Source organism: Parapedobacter composti, from assembly GCF_900112315.1.
Lineage (GTDB): Bacteria > Bacteroidota > Bacteroidia > Sphingobacteriales > Sphingobacteriaceae > Parapedobacter > Parapedobacter composti.
This window is the reverse complement of sequence record NZ_FOLL01000020.1, coordinates 44,733-66,077: the sequence shown is the minus strand read 5'-3', so window position 1 is coordinate 66,077 and position 21,345 is coordinate 44,733. Positions and strand designations below refer to the sequence as shown.

Sequence of the window (21,345 nt, the reverse complement as noted above, 5' to 3'; positions counted from 1 at the left end):
TTTCATTATTACTCATTGAACTTCCGGTATTGTCTCCGGACGAGCACGATCACGGCCGCCACAATGACGGCAGCGCCCAATGCGATATAACCGTAGGTTGGCCATGGATCCGCTGGATATGCCGTAGTATCGGCCTGTGCCAGGGTGTATGCAGAAAAAAACACAAATAGTAACGCCAGTATGCAGTGCATGATAACCGTTGAATGTTAAATAATAGTTCAATTATTAAATGCACAAACAAGCGCTTTGTTTTTATTATTTGATATTTTGACAAACCTGCTTCACGGGGTTATTTCTGCAATGAAAATGCCTTCCCGGTCTACGGATGTTCTGTTTTTCAGTATGTTGGTCAAGTTAATCCGCCCGATGACATATTTGAACTCCTGTGCATAATACCGTTCGCTGATGGAAGAGAATCCCAACTGGTCGATTAGGCTTTCATCGTCGTAGCGCAGGTATACATTGATTTCCCAATCGGTGTTGTAAGCCAGGGCTTCTGCCCCGATGTGTTTTTTGTATTCATACCTGTAGCCGTATCGTAGGGCCGCGATATCTGAAAGAACAGCTGAGCCGGTAGGGTGCCCGCCGGCGCCTTTCCCGTAGAAGAACTGTTCGTCGGCAAAGGCTGCCTTAACCGACACGCCATTGTATTCGTTTTCTACGTTATACAAGATATGCTCCGGTGAAATCAGCTTGGGCAGTACGTACAGGATAACCGACTTGTCGTTGATTTCCCGTGCAGTTGGCACCAGTTTGATTTTGTAGTTCTTTTCGCGTGCGAATTGGATATCAGCAGCTCCAAGCTTATCAATGCCGATGTTCAGGATGTTGTCTGGAGAGACAAATAAGCCGTAGGCATGTGAGGCTACGATGGCGAGCTTGAATTTGGGATCGAACCCGCCAACGTCAAGTGTGGGGTCGGTTTCGGCAAATCCTAAATCCTGTGCTTGCTTGAGCGCGGTGGCATAGGCCAGGTTTTCATTGAATATCTTGGAAAGAATGTAATTGGATGAACCGTTGAAGATGCCGGTTACGGAATGGAGCAGCTCATTATCGTAATACTCTTCAAGGTTGCGTATGATAGGGATGCTTCCGCATACCGCGCCCTCGTACAACAGACTGGTGCCATATTGATGCTGGATGTTAACCAACTCTTCCAAATGGTTGGCAATCATCTTTTTATTGGCCGATACGACGTTTTTTCCGGATTTCAGTGCCCTGGATACAATGTCGAAGGCGGCATCGGCATCGTCGATTAGTTCGACGACGGTGTTGATTTCCGGGTCGTCCAGCACTGCATTGGCGTCTGTGGTGAACAGTTCAGCCGGCAGGGAGCGTTTTTTATCGGGATGTTTGATGACAAATCGTTTGATGGCAAGATTGAGGTTTTTGGTTTTGATGATGTCGTACAGTCCTTGCCCTACTACTCCAAAACCAAAAATTCCCAAGGTAAGTTTGTTGTTCATGTTTGCTGTTTGTCGTGTTGAGTTGTTTAGATAACCTGTTGTAATTTAATTGTCTTTTCCGGTTCCCCGTCGCGTTTCAGGAAACGGGATATGGATTCGGAGATGCGTTTGGTTTCAATCAGAAAGCCGTCATGTCCGTAGAAGGAGCTGATCTCGGCGTAGGTAGCGCGAGGTATGTGACTGGCAAGGAATTGCTGTTCTGTAACCGGAAACAGCAGATCCGTACTGATGCCGATGACCAGCGTTTCTGCCTTTATCCGCTGCAAGGCTTCGGGTATGCCCGGGCGCCCGCGGCCCACGTTATGGCTGTCCATCGCCTTGGTCAGAAACCAATAGCTGTATGCATTGAAGCGCTTTACCAGTTTTTCGCCTTGGTAATGCTGATATGACGATGCTTTGAAGTCGTCTTGCTTTTCGTTGGTTGACTCCAACTGGGTAGCCCCATAGGTAGGGTACCCCCGGTAGGAAAGCAGTGCGATGCTCCGTGCAGCCTTCAACCCCCTGGCACCGCCGGTGGGCATATCGGCATAAAATGTGCGGTCGGCGCTGATAGCCAGCCGTTGGCTTTCATTGAATGCGATACCCCAGGGCGAGTGTGCTGCATTGGTGGCTATCAAGATGAGACGGGCTATACGGTCGGGATCAGCAATGGCCCATTCCAGTGCCTGCTGGCCACCCAATGAACCACCGATGGCCACAGCGATTCTGTCAATACCCAGATGGTCTGCCAGCAACCGGTGCATTTGGGCAAGATCCCGGACGGTAAACTGCGGGAAGGCGAGGTAATACGGCCGTCCGGTAGTGGGATTAATGCTCAGGGGATTGGTGCTGCCGTAAGGTGAACCCAAGATGTTGGCGCATACAATAAAGTGGTCGGCGGGATTGAACAGGTCATGTTCGCCGAACAATCCCGGCCACCATTCGAATACGTCCGAGCTGGCGGTAAGCGCATGGCAAACCCATACCACATTGTCTCTGCGGTCATTTAGCCTACCATACGTATGGTAGGCTATTTCGAGGTTCTTGATGCGTCTGCCGTTTTCGAGTTTAATTATTTTGGGATACCTGAATATGGATTTGCTCATTGTTTATTTGTTGAAGCTAAGCTCTTCCAATCATTTGATCTGATCAAATGCTTGCTGCAGGTCGGCTTTGATGTCGTCAACATGTTCAATACCGACAGATACCCTGAGCAGTCCGGGGAAGACGCCGGCGTTGCGCTGGTCGGCTTCGCTCAATTGCTGGTGGGTAGTGGCAGCCGGATGGATGATGAGTGTCTTGGCATCGCCCACGTTGGCCAAGTGGCTGATAAGCTGCAGGCTATCGATAAATGCATCTGCTTTTTCAGCTCCTCCTTTGATGATGAACGATAGGACGCTACCGAATCCGTTCTTGAGGTATTTTTGTGCATTGGCATGGTAGGGATGGCTTTTGAGTCCGGGGTAGCTTACCTTCTCGACCTGTGGGTGGCTCTCCAGCCAGCGGGCGATTTCCAGCGCATTATCGACATGGCGCTGAACACGCAAGGACAGGGTTTCAAGTCCCTGCAGGAGTAAGAACGCGTTGAAAGGAGATAGGGCAGGGCCGTAATCTCGGAGGCCTTCTACGCGGGCGCGGATAGCAAACTGGATGTTCCCGAAGGGGCCGCCTACGCCGAATACGTCGCTGAACACCAGCCCGTGGTATCCTTCAGAAGGCTCACTGAACTGCTTGAACTTGCCGTTCCCCCAGTTGTAGTTGCCACCGTCTACGATAACGCCGCCGATGCTGTTGCCATGGCCGCCTATCCACTTGGTGGCCGATTCTACCACCACGTGGGCACCATGTTCCAGCGGTTTAAAGAGGTATCCGGCAGCACCGAACGTATTGTCTACGATAAGGGGAAGATCATGTTTCTGTGCAATGCTGGCTATGCGCTCGAAATCAGGGATACTGTAGCTGGGGTTGCCGATGGTCTCCACGTAGATGGCCTTGGTCTTCTCGTCGATAAGGGCTTCGATATTTTCCGGTGTATCGTCCTTAGCGAAGCGCGCTTCGATGCCCAGCCGCTTGAAGGAGACTTTGAATTGGTTGAAGGTGCCGCCGTAAAGGTTGGCTCCGCTGACAAAATTGTCGCCACTTTCCAGAATGTTTGTCAATGCAATGAACTGTGCGGCCTGCCCTGACGCCACCGCCAGTGCCGCTACACCGCCTTCCAGCGCAGCAATACGCTTTTCGAACACGTCGGTGGTGGGGTTCATGATGCGGGTATAGATATTGCCGAACTCCTTTAAGGCAAATAGGTTTGCACCGTGTGCGGCATTGTTGAATACATAAGATGTAGTTTGGTAGATGGGCACCGCACGTGAACCGGTTGTTGGATCAGCTTCTTGTCCGGCATGTACCTGGAGGGTCTCGAATTTCAGTTGTTCTTGATTAGCCATGGTTTTAAATTTTGTTGTTTATGATGTATAACGAATTAAAAAAGGATATACGCCGTATGCGCAGGACTGCTGCACGGGGCAACAGTTGCCTAAGCGAGCATGTGATATACTGGTGGGATTCAACAGCACATGCGTACCATACCGCCCCGCATTCGCGCAGAGTGGTTGGCTACGGTATGGTTAATGGCCGATATGGCCGGCTTCGTTGCCGGTAAATTACTGTTGCTGCTTGTTAGATACGTGTTCATTTGTCTATCATTTATATGCTCCCGGCCGACATCGGCAGGGACAGGAATTGGCACCTTTTCTACGGCTTGTAGATGGTTGCCAGTGGGTCATTGAGCCAGTCTCTCGCCACTTCTTTATAAATCAAGACCTGTTGAAGAGGAATTGATTTGTGCATGCTATGTTGCATGCAGCGTGTGCAAATATAGGGGGTGTGATTTGCTTGTGCAAAGTTTTTTTGATTTTTTTGCATGCATGAGCATCACATTCAATACTGCCGCATTGCTTTTTCCGGCTATCAGCTTGATTATGCTGGCCTATACGAACCGCTTTCTGGCATTGGCGGCGTTGGTGAGGAGTTTACATGCCAAGTATCTGGAACACAATAAAAGCGGTGTATTGCATGGGCAAATTAAAAACCTGCGTTACCGGCTGAAACTCATCCAGCAAATGCAGGCATTGGGGGTGCTGAGCTTTGTTACCTGTATTGTTTGCATGTATTGTATCTATATTGACCATGGCTTCCTGACAGAACTGACTTTTGCACTCAGTTTATTGTTTTTTGCGCTCTCACTCATTGTCTCGTTGTTGGAAATACGTGTCAGCAACAAGGCGCTTGAGCTGGAGTTGAGCGATATGGAGGATGCCGACGATCCCTCGTTGGTTGACTATATCAAGCGGAAGTTTGATAAAACAAAAAACGGCCCCCGATAAGGAGGCCGTCTGAATTTAAGTTTAGAGGGTGGTAGTTATCTAACGAAAAGGAGTTCGCGCAATTTCGGCAGCGGCCATTTGCGGTCGTCCACAATTTGCTCCAGCTTATTGATGTGATAGCGAATCTTATCGAAATAGGGCTTCACTTGCTCATCGTAAGCAATGGCTTTTTCACGTATATCTTCCAGTACATTAGCTTTTTTGCGTTCTTGGCGCATGGCTTCTGCTTCCGTTAATATTGTGTTCACATGGGTGGAGATGCGTTCGATGAGGTCTACCTGGCTGCTGTATGCATCGGCTTTCAGTCCGATTTCCTTCAGCCCTTTGACGTTGGCTATCAATTCGTTTTGATAGTCGAGCGCCGCAGGTGCAATTAAACTGTTGACGATTTCGCCGTATACCCGCGCTTCGATTTGGATTTTCTTGTAGTAGTTTTCCAGCAGGATTTCGTGGCGGGCTTCGCTTTCGCGTTTGGTGAGTACACCCAGCCGGTTAAACAGCTCGATGGTCTTCTCGCTTACATAGACATCCAGTGCTTTTGGTGTGGTCTTGATGTTGGAAAGACCCCGTTTCATTGCTTCTTCTTCCCATTCTTTGCTGTAGCCGTTTCCTTCGAAGCGGATGGCTTTGGATTCTTTGATGTATTTGCGAACGACATTGAGCAACGCCAAATCTTTTTTCGTGCCTTTTTTAATTTGCTTGTCGACTTCCACTTTGAACTCGATAAGCTGGTTGGCCACGATAGCGCTAAGTACGGTCATTGGGCTGGCCGAATTGGCTGAAGAGCCAACGGCGCGGAGTTCGAATTTGTTGCCGGTGAATGCAAACGGCGATGTCCGGTTGCGATCGGTATTGTCCAATTGCAGCTCCGGGATTTTCGGTATTCCGTGCCACAGTAAGGTTTCGTTTTTCACTTTTTTGGCTACCCGCGCGGTTTCCACCTCATCGAGCACGGCATTAAGCTGGCTTCCCAAGAAGATGGAGATGATGGCAGGAGGTGCCTCATTAGCCCCTAAGCGGTGATCATTGGCCGCGCTGGCAATGGAAGCACGCAGCAGATCGGCATTGTCATGCACCGCCTTGATGACGTTGACGAAGAACGTCAGGAACATCAGGTTGTTTTTCGGGGTCTTGCCGGGGGAAAGCAGGTTCACACCGGTGTTGGTAATCATCGACCAGTTGTTGTGTTTGCCAGATCCGTTGATGTCTTTGTAAGGCTTTTCATGGATAAGCACCTTGAATTTGTGGCGTAATGCCACCTGATCCATCAGGTTAAGTAAAAGCTGGTTATGATCTATCGCCAAGTTGATTTCTTCAAACATGGGTGCGCATTCGAACTGTGAAGGGGCCACTTCGTTATGGCGCGTCTTCAACGGGATGCCCAGTTTCAGCGCTTCTTGTTCCAGATCGACCATGAAGGCCAATACACGCTCGGGGATGGCGCCGAAATAATGGTCTTCCAACTGCTGGCCTTTTGCCGACATGTGACCGAAGAGCGTGCGGCCGGTAAGCTGCAGGTCTGGCCGGGCGTTGAACAGGGCCAGGTCTACCAGGAAATACTCCTGCTCAATACCCAGCGATGCGTTTACTTTGGTGATGGATTTGTCGAAGAAATTCGCCACATCCACAGCGGCTTTGTCTAACGCATTAACTGCTTTTAGCAGGGGAGCCTTGTAATCAAGGGCTTCGCCGGTGTAGGAGATAAAAATAGTGGGGATACAAAGTGTCTTGCTGCCGCCGGTTTCAAAGATAAAGGCAGGTGAAGACGGATCCCAGCCGGTATATCCCCTGGCTTCGAATGTGTTGCGGATGCCGCCGCTTGGAAAGCTCGATGCGTCGGGTTCTTGTTGCACCAGTGCGCTTGCTGTAAACTTGTCAATGGCCGTACCGTCTGACTGCGGTTCGAAAAACGCATCGTGTTTTTCTGCGGTTGCTCCCGTAAGCGGCTGGAACCAGTGGGTGTAGTGGGTAACCCCGTTGCTGATGGCCCAGCTTTTCATCGCCTGGGAGATGTGTTCTGCCAGATCATGGCTGATGGCTTTCCCCTCATCAATGGTTTCCATCAGTTCCGCATAGGCGTTCTTCGGAAGGTATTCCTTCATCTTCGCCGTTGTAAATACGTTCTTGCAATAGTAGGACGAAGGTTTGTGGGTTTCTTGGGTTTTGTTGTTGTTTAATCGGGATATAGCGGTTTCAACCGCCTTAAATCTTAACTCTGACATTTAATTTTCGTTTATTTTATTCGATACGTTGTGTTGTTTTTTGAATTTCGCATCAATATTCGAAAAAAAAAATGACATTTCCTTATATTTTTGATAAAAATGTAATTTATTTTGTGGTTTGGTGAAAAAATGCTTGCCTATCGGGTTTTCTGTTGTTTTTTTTATAACGCCAACCCCGCCGATTTATTCTTAAAATCCCCAATCAATACCCTTTAGCGTTGCCGGCACCCCCTTGTCTATCCAGCGCGGGGCCGGTTTATCTTTCAGGAAATGATCAAAAAATTCGAGCTGACGCCGTTGGATGTCTTTTCGATTCTGCCGTTGTATCAGATTATGCGCTTCACCATTATAGTTCAGCAACCATACGGGCTTTTGCAGCCGCCGGAGGGCGGTGAACATTTCAATGCCTTGGTACCATGGCACGGCGCCATCCTGATCATTGCTCATAATGACCACAGGCGTGTTGACCTTGGGTAGGTGAAACAGCGGGGAGTTTTCGATATAGAGTTCGGGTTTTTCCCATAACGTGGCGCCGATTCTACTTTGGGTACGTTCATACTGGAACTGCCTGTTCATGCCGCTATCCCAGCGGATGCCTCCGTATGCGGAGGTCATGTTCACCACCGGGGCGCCGGCCCAGGCGGCGGCATACATGGTGGTACGGGTGATAAGGTGTGCTACTTGGTAACCGCCCCAGCTTTGGCCTTGTATGCCGAGCTTGTCGCCGTTTACCCACGGTTGCTGCTTCAGCGTTTCCATGCCGGAGTTGACATATTCTTCGGCTGATCGGCCGGGGTACCCGATTTCGTAGTGGATATCCGGCGCAAAAACGACATAGCCGTTACTTACGAAAAAGCTTATGTTTAACCGGGATGGGGTAGGTGCGGGCGGGATGTAACTGTGAAGGCCGTCTGATAACCGTTCATAAAAGTAGGCGATAACGGGATACTTTTTGTTCGGATTGAAATCCTCAGGCTTATAGATGATGCCCTGAGCCGCATGCCCGTTGGGTGTCGTCCACTGTATCAATTCGGCCGTCCCCCAATTATAATGCTGTTGCTGGGGGTTAATGCTGCTCAGTTGGGTTTCTTTTGCAAAATCCGGTGATACGTACAGGTCAGGCGGCGATGTGTAGTTTTCTTTGGTATAGCTATAAATGCCGGATTGCTGCGCCCGTTTAACCTGTCCGTAGCGGTACGGCCCCATGACGATGGCCTTAGGGGCCCGTTTATTGCGTGCATTAACCGTGTACCAGCCATTTTCTTTGGTAACATGGTGGAAGGCGGATAAGATTAATGGTGTTTTCGTATCAATAACCGGTGGGGTGCCCCGCCGGAATCTTCTTCCCGTTTGTGCCGCAAAGTCGTGGTAGCGGAACGTCAACTGCTCGTTTCTGCCGAAGCCGCCCGTTACCAGCCATCGTTCACTTCCGTCCGGGCGGAACGCCCAGATATCGTATTTGTCGTAAATAAGGACTTCGGCATCTTCTGCGCTCCATCCGGCAATGCCATAATTGTTGGGAGCATCCGGTACGTCGCTGTCTTCATCGGCAAAGCTGACCGGGAGATCTGTATTCAGTTGCACGGTATTTCCGCTCCGGACATCGTGGCAGTACCAATTGCTGTCCGATCGGTCGAACCAAAGGACGTAATTGCCGGTTGGTGAGAAGCTGATGCTGCCCCGGATATTTTCGGCGATAGGCGTGCGGGTTCCATCGATTGTGGAAACCAGGTAAATGTCTTGGAACGCGCCGGTTTGCCATTGGGTTTCGATGCGCCGGCCCACATCGGTAGTTGCCAGTACAAATGTATTGTCGGCGTCTTCGGTAAGCCGGGTATCAGGCAATTGCTCGTCGGCCAGCGGAACGATTTTCCGGCCTTGTTTCGGATAGGTTACGGCCAGGTAGCTCTGGTTTTGGGTTCTTCGGAGGTTAACCAGCTGCTGGGGTTGCAGGTAATCGTCTTTCCAATGCCAGATATCGACTTTGGCATGCTCGAATTCGACGAGGGTGGTGTCTTTTACAGGGGGGATGGGCGCAATGCCGAAGAAAAGCTTGTCGCCGCTTTTGCTGAACCGCACGCTGCCTTCGCCACTGATGTGCCAGCCTTGGGGAACGCCATGGGTATCAGGGTGCGCAATAATAATGGCGCTGTCCTGAGCGGCTGTGTAATAATACAGGTTGTAGGTTTTCCGCAGGGATTTCACTGGGCTTTTATCGGCCACAAAAGCAAGCTGCTTGGCGCTTTCGTCAAAAGTGATCTGTTTATATTCGCCCTTTCCGCGGCTGATATGCTTGGGCGCTTCAGCTAATAGATCGTAGTAATATAGTCCTGCGTCGGCACCCACGCTGTCTTTTTCCTTGGCTTTACGCGTAAAGGCGAGGGCCGTTCCGGAGTCGGCAAAGTGATAAGCGTCTACGCGATCAAACATCATTTCCGTGCCGGTGTGCAGGTGCCGCACATGCAGGATGGGGGATGGCTTGATAGTGTCATTCGCTGTGCGTTCGGTTTCGGTCACATAGGCGAGGTAGCCGCCGGCTTTTTCAGGCAGTTTATAGGATTTGATATGCGGGATTTTAACGACATCTGATGTTTCCAGCGCGAATATTGCCAGGGAATCTTTTGGCATTTCTTCCGGCTTTTTCTTTTTTATCTTCGCTTCCCGTGTTTCACTGAAAAGTGGCTTGATTAATGCAATGAGGAATTTGCCATCGTGCGAAAATGCAGCATCGGCCCCGCGGTCAATGCGGCCGATGGGACGGTTGTCGGGCGTCGTGATAAACAATTGGCCATCGCCTTCTTGTGGGCTGACAATATAATAAACAAAATGCCCATCATCGGAGAGGGCAGAACTACTGATACTTTGCCAGCTATCATATACGCTGTGGTCAAGCGGTTTTTTTTGGCCCAGGGAAACGTGTGCAGCGGCAGTGAACAGCAGCGCGAGGAAAAATCGGGAAGAGAAATGCGGAATGTTCATGGCGCAATATTGGTATAAATTGATGTGATGCTTATTGCTGTAATATCATTTTTACATTATGGGCATGGGTGTTCGGCACTTGCTGTGTTATTTGCGTAACAACCAATCCCGGAAGACATCCAAGTGATTGCCGGGATTTATTCAGAGGTAATTTACCGGATGGTTTGGCTAAATTGATTTCAGTGGATAGTATATTAAGCGTAAGGAATGTAAGCAAAGTGTACCGGAGCGGCGGCCGGACGCTTGACGTGTTGCAGGCAATCAGCCTGGAGGTTGAAGCCGCCTCAACCGTTTCGATCGTGGGCCCGTCGGGCAGCGGAAAGACCACTTTATTGGGGTTGTGTGCAGGGCTGGATCGGGCCACCAGCGGCAGCATTGTATTGAATGGAACAACGCTGGATGAACTCAGTGAGGATGAGCGGGCCTATGTGCGCAACCAATCTGTTGGCTTTGTATTCCAGAATTTCCAGTTGCTGCCCACATTGACGGCGCTGGAGAACGTGATGGTGCCTTTGGAGCTCCGCGGCGACCGCAACAGCCGAACCATCGCGATGACGCTCTTGGATAAAGTTGGGCTGGCTGATCGCGGCCATCATTATCCGGTTCAGCTGTCTGGCGGTGAACAACAACGGGTGTCGATTGCCCGTGCGTTTTCCAATTCGCCTAAGATATTGTTTGCGGATGAGCCGACGGGTAACCTGGACGCCGAAACGGGTGAAACCATTGAGAATCTTTTGTTTGAACTTAATAGAGATGCGGGGACTACGCTGGTGTTGGTGACCCATGACTTGGAACTGGCATCGAAAACCCAGCGCATCATTCGGATGAAGGGCGGACGAATTATAGCACCATGAGATCTGCGAACCTGCAAAAAGTCGATTTCCGGTGGATTTTCCGGATGGCCTGGCGCGACAGCCGGCAAAACCGGTCGCGGCTACTGCTGTTTATTTCGTCGGTCATTATCGGGATAGCCGCTTTGGTGGCCATTTATGCCTTCGGGGACAACTTAGCGCGCGACATCGATCAGCAAGCGGCCACATTGGTGGGGGCCGACCTGGAATTGCATGCCAACCGGGAGCTGCCTGATGAAGGTCAACATGTGGTGGATTCGATACGGCGGTTAAGTGTGGCATCTTCGGCGGAGCAGCGCTTTGCGTCTATGGTTGTATTTCCGGACGGGGGTACCCGCTTGGTACAGGTGCGGGCACTGGAAGGCGATTATCCGTATTATGGCAAGCTGGAGACGGTTCCGGAGGCAGCAGCGCGCACGTTCAGGGCGCATCGTGGTGCATTGGTGGATAAGACCTTGATGCTGCAGTTTGGCGCCAAGGTGGGTGATTCGCTTAAAGTAGGGGAGCTCATGTTCGAAATTGCCGGGCGCCTGGAACAAGCACCGGGGCAGAGCGGTATATCCGCTACGGTGGCGCCCGCGGTTTTTATTCCGCTGGAATACCTGTCAGCAACAGGACTTAACCAGAAGGGCAGCCGGATCAATTATCATTATTATTTCCGCTTGGAAGAGCGAGTGGACGCCGACGCGCTTGTAAGCCAACTGGATTCGCTCCTGGAAGTGCACCGAATCGGCTACGATACCGTTGCCTCAAGGAAGCAGGAAACGGGAAGGGTGTTTTCAGACCTGAGCAAGTTCTTGTCGCTCGTTGGATTCGTTGCATTGTTGCTGGGATGCATCGGTGTGTCCAGTGCCATACACATACATATCAAAGAAAAGCTGAACAGCATTGCCATATTGCGCTGTCTTGGGGTCAGCTCGCATCAGGCGTTTCTGATTTATTTAGTGCAGGTATTGGGGCTCGGGATGATCGGCTCCGTCATCGGGGCTGCGGCGGGCACGGTGATTCAGCAGGTGCTGCCGGCAGTGTTCAGTGACTTTGTGCCCGTGACCATCAGCCGCGGGGTATCCTGGGCGGCAATTGCACAGGGAATCGGCCTGGGGGTGTGGATATCCCTGTTGTTTGCACTGTTGCCGTTACTTGGCATCCGCAGGATCGCACCGTTGAACACCTTGCGGCTGTCATTTGATGCGCATCACCCTGCCCGCGACAAGTGGAGCTGGGTGGTATATGGGTTAATCGCACTGTTTGTGGTGGGCTATGCTTCGTTGCAGCTGGACGGGTGGACGCAAACGGTTGTGTTTTCCGTGGGAATTGCCTTGGCATTTGCGGTATTGTATGCCGTGGCCAGTCTCTTGGTGTGGCTGGTACGGCGCTTTTTTCCCGCTTCATGGAACTACTTATGGCGGCAGGGGCTTTCCAACTTATTCCGGCCCAATAACCAGACCATTATCCTTGTCATTGCTATCGGTTTGGGTACATCTTTTATCGCTACCTTACTGTTGGTGCAACATATGCTTATTGAACGCGTGTCGTTATCCGCGAGTGAGCACCAGCCAAACATGGTGCTTTTTGACATCCAATCATCTCAGAAAGACGCGGTGGCGGGGCTGGTAAAGCAGCAGGGGCTGCCCGTGCTGGACGAGGTGCCGATTGTGACGGTACAGCTGGAAGCGATTAACGGCATTACCGCTGATGATGCCCGCAAGGACAGCACCATTGTAGTGGCACGCCGGGCGTTGGGACGTGAATTCCGGGTGACCTACCGATCGGAGTTGAGTGATTCCGAGAAGATTGTTGCCGGAACATGGACAGGGACGACCGCTCCGGGTGACACTGCGCGGATTTCGCTGGAAGAGGATTACGCGCGGCGTATCCGTGTGAAACTGGGGGATAAACTGCTTTTCAATGTGCAGGGGGTGCGTATTCCGGCGGTGGTGGGCAGTTTCCGGGAGGTCGACTGGAACCGGGTGCAGACCAATTTCCGGTTGGTGTTTCCGGCCGGTGTGATTGACGAGGCTCCGCAGTTTCATGTGCTGATGACCCGTGTGCCGGACGAAACGGTGTCGGCGGGGTTACAGCAGGCCGTGGTGAATCGGTTTCCCAATATATCGATTATCGATTTGGGGCTGATTCTGTCGGTTTTGGACGACATATTGAATAAAATCGGTTTTGTTATCCGGTTTATGGGGAGTTTCAGCATCCTTACTGGGTTTGTCGTGCTTGTGTCGTCTGTGATGATCAGCAAATACCAGCGCATCCGCGAGAGCGTATTGCTGCGTACGTTGGGGGCGTCGCGGAAGCAGATTTTGGCCATCACGGCATTGGAATACATGTTTCTGGGGGCAATCGCTGCATTCACGGGGGTAATCTTGGCCTTGGGAAGCAGTTGGGCCTTGGCCGTGTTTAGCTTTGAGGTGCCCTTTGTTCCGGACATGGTTTTAATGCTTATCTTGATATTGGGCGTTACGGCACTTACCGTATTGATAGGGCTGGCAAACAGCCGTGGTATCACTCGCCGTCCGCCACTTGAAGTCTTGAGAAAAGACGCGTAGCGATGTCAGCCGAAACAGGTCATGGCAGATGGGAAAGGATGCGCCCGAGGATTGCCTTACCCACCGTGTCGACAGGTTCAGCAGTATTGGAGAGCACGACTATGGCGATCTTCCGGTCAGGTGTAAACGCGATGTAGCTGCTGCTGCCAAAGGTTCCGCCGTTATGCCAATATACCAGTTCATCGCCAATAAGGTTCATGTGCCAGGCTAAGCCGATGTCGGTATCGGGTGGGTTGAAATAGGTGAACTGACGGGTAAGCGCCAGGGCATGCTCCAAGTCCGTTTCAGGCATTTTGAAATGGGCTTTGGCATAGGCGACGAGGTCCGAAACGGTCGATTTGAGCGAGCCATGTGCAGCGAAGGCGTCAAACGTCCACATCGGCGTTTCGTTGCCTTTATCATTGTATACCTTGGCTACGTATTGCGTTTTTGCGTCAGGCTGTTCGGTAGTATTGCGGAGCCCCAAGGGTTTGCAAATGATCTCTTGAACCATTTCGTTATAGGGTTTGCCGTATAAGGTTGACAGGATATCGCCCAACAGGCCAAAGCCCAGGTTGCTGTATTGATAGATGGAATCTGGGGGTACGGTGGCCTGATAGGACTTCAGGAACGCGTAAAGATGCGAGCGGGTGTATCCCTTATAGGGGTTATCAGGATGCCCGGCAGCGATGGCGTCGATATTATCTGGCAGACGCGGTAAGCCCGAGGTGTGGTTGGCTAATTGCTGTAAGGTAATGCCTTGCAGGTCTGGATTTGCCGCCACGGAATCGGGCAAGTATTTCGTGATGGAATCGTCAAGGTTCAGCCGCTGCGTCTGGGCAAGATACGCTAATAAAGTGGCTGTAAATGTTTTGGTGATGGAGCCGATTTCAAACAGCGTGTTTTCATCGGGCAATTGTTTGTTCCCTTTTTCAGTTTCACCGTAATAGTAACTGTTGGTCTTCCCTTGATGTACAATGCCGATGGCCAGGGCATGGGTGTTTCCTTTGCGGCTATAGGTTAACGCTACGGAGTCTACATAGCGGTCAAGGTTGGCCGCAGCATTGCCCCGGCTTGCGGGGTCGGCCTGCTTCGGGGCCGGATCACCCGCGAAAGGCTGAAAAAGTAACGTTTCTATCCGGTGAAGGCTGTCAAGCCCTAATACCACCTGCAGGGGAGTGCTGAGAAAATTTAATTTATAAATACCCATCCCCTGCTCATAGCGTGTCATTTCTGCCGATTGTATCTGCCCCAATGGATACAGTTGCTGGGACATCACTTCTCCGAATGCTTGCTGTGAGAGCGATTGCTTGAATTTCGGACCGGCAAGGGCATAGATAGAATCAGTTTCCTGAAGGTTAAAATGATATTCGATTTTATTGAATACCGCTTGGTTAATCCGTTGTTGGCTATCCGTTTCCTGGGCTAAGGCTGAAGAGGTGGGTAGCAGCAGTACTAACAAGATACAGCGTATTCTGTTCATGGTTGCAAACATTTCACAAAATTACAGGAAACCTATCTACATTCCTAATAATTGTTTCAGGCGCGTATAGCCGTTCTTGCTTACGCTGGCTGTTTGTCCGTTGGACAAGACCGCGGTATAGCTGTCTTTTTCATGAGGTTCCAGGCGGGCGATGTGGTCAAGCTTAACGATGAATGATCGGTGTATCCGGACGAAGTGACGGGGATCCAGCAGTTGCTCGAAAGACGCCATGGTCTTGTTCTTAAGGAACGTGCCCTCATCGGTGTGTATTTTCACGTAATCATCGTCTGCTTCGATGTAGATAACGCTGGTAACCGGAATGATTTTAATCTTGGTGCCGGTCTTTACTACAATTCGCTCCAGCTTTCCCGGCGCGTCGTTGATATGGTCGATAAGCCGGCGGGTGTTTTCTTTGCCGGCATCGGCCTGACGCATATCAAGGAATTTGCCCATAGCGCGGTCAAACCGGGCCCTTGTGATGGGTTTTAATAAGTAATCTACGGCATGCTGCTCAAATGCACGGATGGCATATTCATCAAAAGCTGTCGTAAAAATGACCGAGGGTGGGTGATCGATAATTTCAAGCATCTCAAACCCGTTGATTTTTGGCATCTGTATATCCAGGAACACAATGTCCGGCTGGTGCTGCATGATCGCTTTGACGCCTTCGAATCCATCGTTACATTCGGCCACGATAGTCACCTGTGGGTAGTTTTCAAGGTATTCGGCCACTATGCTGCGTGCCAGAGGTTCATCATCTATCAATACCGCCTTAATCATAGCTGGGGAATCCGGATTATGCTGGTAAAGATATGGGTTGTTACTTTGGTTTCCAATAGATCTGTACGGCCAAACAGTAAAAACAAGCGGCGTTGCACGCCCCGAAGACCGAAACCCGTACCCCGGCGGGGCTTGTTACTTTGGCTGTCGTATGGGTTTTGAATCTGGATATTAAGCAGGTGGTCTTCGGATGAACAGGCAATGCTGATGGTGACGTCGCCGGTGGTGTCATACAGCCCGTATTTGATGGCATTTTCTACCAAGGGTTGCATAATCATGGCGGGCAGCGTCATGCGGAGGCAGGCATCATCATAATCTATCCGGGTCTGAAGCCGGTGGCCGAAGCGGACTTTCTCTATCTCCAGGTAGAGCTGAAGGTGCTCCAGTTCGTCTTTCAGGGCGATGAGCTGCTGATCGTCTTTCCGTAGCGTACCGCGGAGGAAATCCGATAGCTGGAACGTCATATTCCGGGCTTCGTCCGGTTTACGGCCGATGAGGGCAATAATGGAATTGAGGCTGTTGAACAAAAAATGGGGTTGCAGTTGCTGGCGTAGATTGTACAGTTCGGCCTCTCGCGCCAGACGCTCGGCATCAGCCTTGCGCTGTTCATTTTCCTTGTATTCTTGCTGGATGTTCCAAAGGATATTGATGATGGCCATCCACGCTATCAAGAGTGCATTGATAAAAAAACGCAAGGGGAGCGATAAATCGACACGATCAAGATAACTTTTATCTGCGATGACATACTGCAGGAACCACCTGCTCGCGGAGATGCTGATGGCTGCCAGAACCACCCCCCAGATAACAATATAGAAATATTTTTCCCTTCGGGGCAGGTAGTGGTTCAACGCGTTGGCAATGACATAGCAGCATAGCGTAATGATGGTAGCGCTCACCAGGCTGTCGTTCAGCGCCAGGGCGAAATTGACGTCGAACCACCAAAGCAACGCCGTCTGGATGAGTGCATAGGCTATCCAGATAATAAAACAACTGATGTTGACTAATCGTTGCCTTGAAGATATGTAGCGTGCATCGTTCACAGGTTATCGGTATTTGCCGGGCGCCGTTTGGTGCTTGCGGTTAACTATAGGTTTTTGATGGTAACCCCCCCGAATATCGACGTGCCTTTGATGTGGACGATTTTCTGGTCGTCTTGCGGTATCCCGTGCGTAAAACGCCTGTCGTCCACTTCTCCGAAAACAGACACCATATCTGATTGTATTTTCCAATGAGGTGGAACGATGATTTTCATGCCGGCAAACAGCTGAAACACAGTGATAACCACCGGGTGCTGGATGTCAGCCTGAATAAGGTTGATGTTGGTGCCTCCGAAAATATTGACGATCTCGCCTCCCTGGAACCGCTTGGAAATGACCGTCTTTTTTACTTCACTGAACAGGGCTGTGGTCTTCACGTAGTCTTCACTGTTTACGTTATTCTCGTAGGCACTTTGACCCGCTGTTCCTTCAAAAGCCGTATCCCCGTCCGGCGCAGGGTTACCGGTTTCATCAGCCACGCGCTTATCCCATTCGAAATGATGCGGTTGTTGCTGTCCGTGGAGCCCACTCGATGCGCGGGAACCGGATGGTCTTGGCGGGCAGGACGTATCTCTCCCTTTACCAAGCAGAAGCCATAGCCCGATGCCGATGATGATGGCCGGCCCGATAAAAGGACCGATGTTAAAACCGAAGATATGTTTGAGCAGGAAAAAGCCACCGAAACATATCAGGAACACCGCAACGGGGTTCCTGAAGTTGGAATTGCCGCCGACGATCAGTCCGACAACAATCAATATCGTGGGCCAAAAATTATTCCAGTTGAATATCCAGCGGGGGAAAAGCCAATCAACGCCCAATTTTCCGGCAAGTAATATGACGCCAATACCCAAAATCATGATTCCTGCCCACATCCTGCCATTATTGGCATTGTTGCTTGTTGGGGGATGCTGTTTATTCATAGCTGCTCAATTAAACACTTTTGACATCCAAAGGTAGCTGGAATGTACGCTTTCTGCAACAGTGATTAGGTAACAGCTGTTCTTTTCTCGGTGAACGGCCTTTTTTTTCCGGTGAATAGTTGCGCCATATGGGGTGTTAGATGCAATAGAGCCCGATTAAAAATATTTTGTACAAAAAATGGCAAACATTTGTATTAATCAACTAAATTCTTTTATATTTATCCCGATTCTGAGAGTAAAAAATTAAAAGCTTAACCATGGGAGATTTTGACAACAAAGAGCGTGAAGAGGTTTTTTCAAAAAAGGTAAGGGCTGGTAAACGCACTTATTTTTTCGATGTAAAGGCGACGCGATCCAACGACTACTACATCACCATCACTGAAAGTAAGAAACGATTCGAAGACGGAGCATTCATCAAGCATAAGATATTCTTATATAAAGAGGATTTCGAGAAATTTGCGGAGGGGTTGAATGAGGTTGTTGATTATATCAAAGCGCATCAGGAAGTTGTGGAAAAACGTTATGAGCCCGGTTTTGAAAGCAACGGGGTAGGCGTAGCGGAGGATTTGGATGCGAAGGACGGATTCGCATACTAACCGTGTCTCCGAAAGATAGATGCTGAGCCTTACTTGTTGTGAGGCTTTTTTTATTGCACCAATAAGTTACACCCACGGATATCGCTCTGGTCAAAGCGGCCGAGCACCTCAAAGCGGCCATCGGCGTGGATTTTTCCGAGGTCTTGCGTAGCGATGAAGGCGCAGGAATGGACATTGGCCAAATCGATGATGTTTATCGCTCCTGTGCGGCCCGTGGGCAACAGTGTAAACGGGTCATTGGTGTCGCGGATGTGGATGCGCATCCACGGCGGGCAGCGGAACAGTCCGCCCCCGTGTGAATAGGCTTGAGATAGCAGCTCCGTCATCCCATATTCCGAGTGGATGGCCGACACGTTAAATCCCGTACATAACCGCTCATGCACCTCTTCGCGGATCATTTCTTTCCGGCGGCCTTTCATGCCGCCGGTTTCCATCACCGTCAACGCCGGAAAATCAACCGGATGATTTTCTACGAAATCCAGTAACGCAAAGGTAACGCCGATGAGCAGGGTCGTTGTTGCGCTTGTTCGGGTTGATTCGAGCGCCTGTTTCAGTTCGCCGTGGTTGTACAGGAAATATCCACTGAGCGGATGTCTGCTGCGCTTGATGAGGTCGTCTACCATGTAGATGAGCGACGATCCTTCCCGTTCGGCATAGGCGGGGAGAAGGGCCAAGATCGCCATATCGTCCGGGCGGCCATAAAACCGTTCGAAAGCGGTACGGAAACTCCGTTGGTAGACGGTTAAATCGGTCACGTAGTGCCGGCTTTGTAAGCTGCCCGTGGTGCCGGAGCTGCTGAAAACAACCTGGGGCAACTCATTGCCGGATATCACTTGGTGACTTTTGAAAAATTCGATGGGCAGAAACGGGATGTCTTCACTTCGGTGGATTGTTTCAGGAACGATGCCAAGCAGCGACAGGTATTCGCGGTAGATGGCGCAATGACGCGCCTGATAATGGAACACCGCCATGCACACCGCTTCAAACGCTTGAGGGCTTTGTACGTCAAACAACCGGTGAAGTGGGGGGATGTGCTTGCTCATCTTGCTGTCTGCTATGGCCGCGGTGCGGCTTCATCCGCCACCGTTTAAAGCATTCCGCCGCAGACGGAAATGACCTGCCCGGTGATGTACGAGGAAAGGTCTGACGCGAGAAACAGGCAAGCATTGGCCACGTCTTCCGTCTCTCCGGCACGTTTTAAGGGAATGTCCTGTTCCCACCCTTCCACCACTTTGGGGTCCAGCACGTCAGTCATTTCCGTGCGGATGAAGCCGGGGGCGATGACGTTGGTTCGGATATTACGTGAGCCGAGCTCTTTGGCTACCGACTTTGAAAAACCGACGATACCTGCTTTGGAAGCCGCGTAGTTGGCTTGCCCCGCATTGCCCTGCACACCTACCACCGAACTCATGTTGATGAATACGCCTTTGCGGTTTTTCATCATGATTTTGGAGGCGGCTTTAGTGACATTGAACACGGACTTTAGATTGATAGCCAGCACATCATCCCATTGTTCCTCGGTCATGCGGAGCAGCAGGCCATCTTTAGTAATCCCCGCGTTATTGACCACGATGTCTATCGTGCCGAATTCGGTGACGATATCACCGATAAGCTTCTCCGCTTCATCAAACTTGGAAGCATCCGAACGGTAGCCCTTTACTTTTGTTCCATGCATTTGTAGTTCACTTTCGAGCGCCTGCCCTTTTTCTACAGATGAAAGGTAAGTAAACGCCACGTTGGCCCCATGCTGGGCAAATGTTTCGGCTATTTTCCGGCCAATCCCTTTCGACGCACCGGTGACCAGCGCGGTTTTTCCTTCAAGTAACTTCATGTTTCTATGTTTAAATGCACTACGTTTAAATGCACTATGGTTCCGGCCGCAAACTTAATTAAATTGCATGGTATCTGGAACGGGTGTCGTTCAAATTTCTAAGCCCGCTGGCCGCAAGCTGGGGTCCGCCGCACTTTTGGGCGTGTCTCAGCAACGTTCTGCTTCGCTGCAGGCGAAGCTCCGGCGGGCATCATCGCCGAGGGAAAACGAGCCGTTGGTATCAGTTGCAGTTATCCAGCACGGCTTGAACCTCTTCTTGCGGAAAGATGCCCATCTTGTTGCCGAAAGAATTGCCTATATACGTGAGTACGTAAGCGATTTCCACCGGGGCTAGCTGGGGATTGGGGGGCATTTCCGTGTTGAATACCCGCCCGTCTACCTCCATGGGCCCGGAGATGCCGTTTTTTACCATGCAGGCCAACTGTTGCCGGTGGCTGAGCAGGAACGCGGTGTCTGTAAGCGGGGGGTAGAGATTGCCCAACCCTTCGCCTCTGGCCCCATGGCAATTCTGGCAATGCATGGAATAGATTTTCTGCCCGTTCGTAATGTATTGGGCCGTGCGGATGGCTTCGCCGCTTTGGCAGGATTGGCCGGTAACGTATAATCCCAGAAGCGCAGCACCAATGGCAATGCAGGTGTTTCTCATGGGGTGTATTCATTCAGGAGAATTTCCAAATCATCGAACAGCAGTTGCAACTGGTCGTCGTTTGTTCCGTCATACGCTCCGCGGATGCGCCGCTCGGGGTCTACCAGCAGGAAGTATCCTGAATGATCGTATCCTCCCGGCACGGCACTGTCTTCTTTGGTGTATACCATGTAGTGGTCCGCAAGGCCGTAAATGTCGGCTTTACTGCCTGTTACAAACTGCCAATGCTGATTGGTAACCCCTAATTTTTCGGCGTACGCTTTAAGTACGGAGGGCGAATCGTGGCGGAAATCGATGCTGTGCGAAAGAAAGCGTAGCCGGTCGTCATGCTTATATTTTTCGTATACTTTCAGCAGATTGCGCTGCATGGTGGGACAGATACTGGGGCAGTGCGTAAAAAAGAAGTTGGCGATATATACGCGGCCGTCAAACAGGCTGTTTGTAATCAGTACGCTATCCTGGTTGAGTAATTCGAAATCCGGGATACGTTTGTAGACGGTGTCTATTACCGTCTTGCCATCCACCAAGGTCGATACCGTATCTCGTTCGCCCAGTATGGGAAGCGTTTTGGTAGTGCCCCCGTGGTTGCATCCTGTGGCAAGCAGTACTGTGCCAATCAACAAAAGGGAAATACGCAT

At 50.7% G+C, this 21,345-nt stretch carries 19 protein-coding genes and 1 riboswitch; of the genes, 4 read left to right on the top strand and 15 right to left on the bottom strand.

Features of this window, described 5'->3' with window-relative positions; all coding sequences use genetic code 11:
• Positions 1-8: 8 nt before the first annotated feature.
• The 5 genes from BM030_RS17070 to BM030_RS20370 all read right to left on the bottom strand — a co-directional run bounded on the left by BM030_RS17070 (position 9) and on the right by BM030_RS20370 (position 4,137).
• The gene (locus tag BM030_RS17070) at positions 9-191 is read right to left on the bottom strand and encodes a hypothetical protein (RefSeq protein WP_090974819.1); all 183 of its coding nucleotides are present in this window, start codon (positions 189-191) and stop codon (positions 9-11) included.
• A gap of 90 nt (positions 192-281) precedes the next feature.
• Entirely contained in the window at positions 282-1,466 is a 1,185-nt protein-coding gene (locus BM030_RS17065) for a homoserine dehydrogenase (protein ID WP_090974818.1), read from the bottom strand.
• Between the two features lie 26 nt (positions 1,467-1,492).
• Positions 1,493-2,551 (bottom strand): homoserine O-acetyltransferase family protein, encoded by a 1,059-nt coding sequence (locus tag BM030_RS17060; RefSeq protein WP_090974817.1) that lies wholly within the window; start codon positions 2,549-2,551, stop codon positions 1,493-1,495.
• 30 nt (positions 2,552-2,581) lie between these two features.
• On the bottom strand, positions 2,582-3,889 hold the full coding sequence (locus tag BM030_RS17055) for an O-acetylhomoserine aminocarboxypropyltransferase/cysteine synthase family protein (RefSeq protein ID WP_090974816.1): 1,308 nt from the start codon (positions 3,887-3,889) through the stop codon (positions 2,582-2,584).
• Positions 3,890-4,008: 119 nt separating this feature from the next.
• Positions 4,009-4,137, bottom strand: a complete 129-nt coding sequence (locus tag BM030_RS20370; protein ID WP_262987349.1) for a hypothetical protein — start codon at positions 4,135-4,137, stop codon at positions 4,009-4,011.
• Positions 4,138-4,145: 8 nt separating this feature from the next.
• Positions 4,146-4,260: riboswitch (SAM riboswitch) on the bottom strand.
• Between the two features lie 109 nt (positions 4,261-4,369).
• On the opposite strand from BM030_RS20370, the gene BM030_RS17050 reads away from it, so the two are divergent.
• Positions 4,370-4,828, top strand: a complete 459-nt coding sequence (locus BM030_RS17050) for a DUF2721 domain-containing protein (RefSeq protein WP_090974815.1) — start codon at positions 4,370-4,372, stop codon at positions 4,826-4,828.
• Positions 4,829-4,863: 35 nt separating this feature from the next.
• Here the strand turns inward: BM030_RS17050 and BM030_RS17045 are convergent, their stop codons facing one another.
• Both BM030_RS17045 and BM030_RS17040 read right to left on the bottom strand, forming a co-directional pair.
• Positions 4,864-7,050 (bottom strand): glutamine synthetase III family protein, encoded by a 2,187-nt coding sequence (locus tag BM030_RS17045; protein ID WP_090974814.1) that lies wholly within the window; start codon positions 7,048-7,050, stop codon positions 4,864-4,866.
• Positions 7,051-7,239: 189 nt separating this feature from the next.
• On the bottom strand, positions 7,240-10,029 hold the full coding sequence (locus BM030_RS17040) for a S9 family peptidase (RefSeq protein WP_090974813.1): 2,790 nt from the start codon (positions 10,027-10,029) through the stop codon (positions 7,240-7,242).
• A gap of 182 nt (positions 10,030-10,211) precedes the next feature.
• Between BM030_RS17040 and BM030_RS17035 the strand changes: the two genes are divergently transcribed.
• Together BM030_RS17035 and BM030_RS17030 are read left to right on the top strand one after the other, a co-directional pair.
• The gene (locus tag BM030_RS17035; protein ID WP_090974833.1) at positions 10,212-10,883 is read left to right on the top strand and encodes an ABC transporter ATP-binding protein; all 672 of its coding nucleotides are present in this window, start codon (positions 10,212-10,214) and stop codon (positions 10,881-10,883) included.
• A complete protein-coding gene (locus BM030_RS17030; protein ID WP_211657646.1) occupies positions 10,880-13,435 on the top strand; it encodes an ABC transporter permease in 2,556 nt (851 codons plus the stop codon). The genes BM030_RS17035 and BM030_RS17030 overlap by 4 nt, the downstream gene beginning before the upstream one ends.
• Positions 13,436-13,454: 19 nt before the next feature.
• On the opposite strand, the gene BM030_RS17025 is transcribed toward BM030_RS17030, so the two are convergent.
• The 4 genes from BM030_RS17025 to BM030_RS17010 are packed head-to-tail and all read right to left on the bottom strand — an operon-like array spanning position 13,455 to position 17,634.
• Positions 13,455-14,897 carry a serine hydrolase domain-containing protein gene (locus BM030_RS17025; RefSeq protein WP_170845797.1) on the bottom strand — a complete coding sequence of 481 codons (1,443 nt, stop codon included), beginning with the start codon at positions 14,895-14,897 and terminating at the stop codon, positions 13,455-13,457.
• A 36-nt stretch (positions 14,898-14,933) separates the two neighbouring features.
• Positions 14,934-15,677, bottom strand: coding sequence for a LytR/AlgR family response regulator transcription factor (locus tag BM030_RS17020; protein WP_090974811.1), 744 nt, complete (start codon positions 15,675-15,677; stop codon positions 14,934-14,936).
• Complete coding sequence (locus BM030_RS17015) at positions 15,674-16,717, bottom strand: sensor histidine kinase (protein WP_090974810.1); 1,044 nt, start codon at positions 16,715-16,717, stop codon at positions 15,674-15,676. Before BM030_RS17015 ends, BM030_RS17020 begins: the two co-directional genes overlap by 4 nt.
• A 44-nt stretch (positions 16,718-16,761) precedes the next feature.
• A complete protein-coding gene (locus BM030_RS17010) occupies positions 16,762-17,634 on the bottom strand; it encodes a LiaF transmembrane domain-containing protein (RefSeq protein ID WP_090974809.1) in 873 nt (290 codons plus the stop codon).
• 257 nt (positions 17,635-17,891) lie between these two features.
• Here BM030_RS17010 and BM030_RS17005 point away from each other — a divergent pair, with 257 nt between their 5' ends.
• Positions 17,892-18,230: a DUF3276 family protein gene (locus tag BM030_RS17005; protein ID WP_090974808.1), complete on the top strand. Its 339-nt coding sequence runs from the start codon at positions 17,892-17,894 to the stop codon at positions 18,228-18,230.
• 50 nt (positions 18,231-18,280) lie between these two features.
• On the opposite strand, the gene BM030_RS17000 is transcribed toward BM030_RS17005, so the two are convergent.
• The 4 genes from BM030_RS17000 to BM030_RS16985 all read right to left on the bottom strand — a co-directional run bounded on the left by BM030_RS17000 (position 18,281) and on the right by BM030_RS16985 (position 21,345).
• Positions 18,281-19,273 (bottom strand): long-chain-fatty-acid--protein ligase, encoded by a 993-nt coding sequence (locus BM030_RS17000; RefSeq protein ID WP_090974807.1) that lies wholly within the window; start codon positions 19,271-19,273, stop codon positions 18,281-18,283.
• Positions 19,274-19,317: 44 nt separating this feature from the next.
• Entirely contained in the window at positions 19,318-20,061 is a 744-nt protein-coding gene (gene fabG, locus BM030_RS16995) for a 3-oxoacyl-[acyl-carrier-protein] reductase (protein ID WP_090974806.1), read from the bottom strand.
• Positions 20,062-20,281: 220 nt separating this feature from the next.
• A complete protein-coding gene (locus BM030_RS16990; RefSeq protein ID WP_090974805.1) occupies positions 20,282-20,707 on the bottom strand; it encodes a c-type cytochrome in 426 nt (141 codons plus the stop codon).
• The gene (locus tag BM030_RS16985; protein WP_090974804.1) at positions 20,704-21,345 is read right to left on the bottom strand and encodes an SCO family protein; all 642 of its coding nucleotides are present in this window, start codon (positions 21,343-21,345) and stop codon (positions 20,704-20,706) included. Before BM030_RS16985 ends, BM030_RS16990 begins: the two co-directional genes overlap by 4 nt.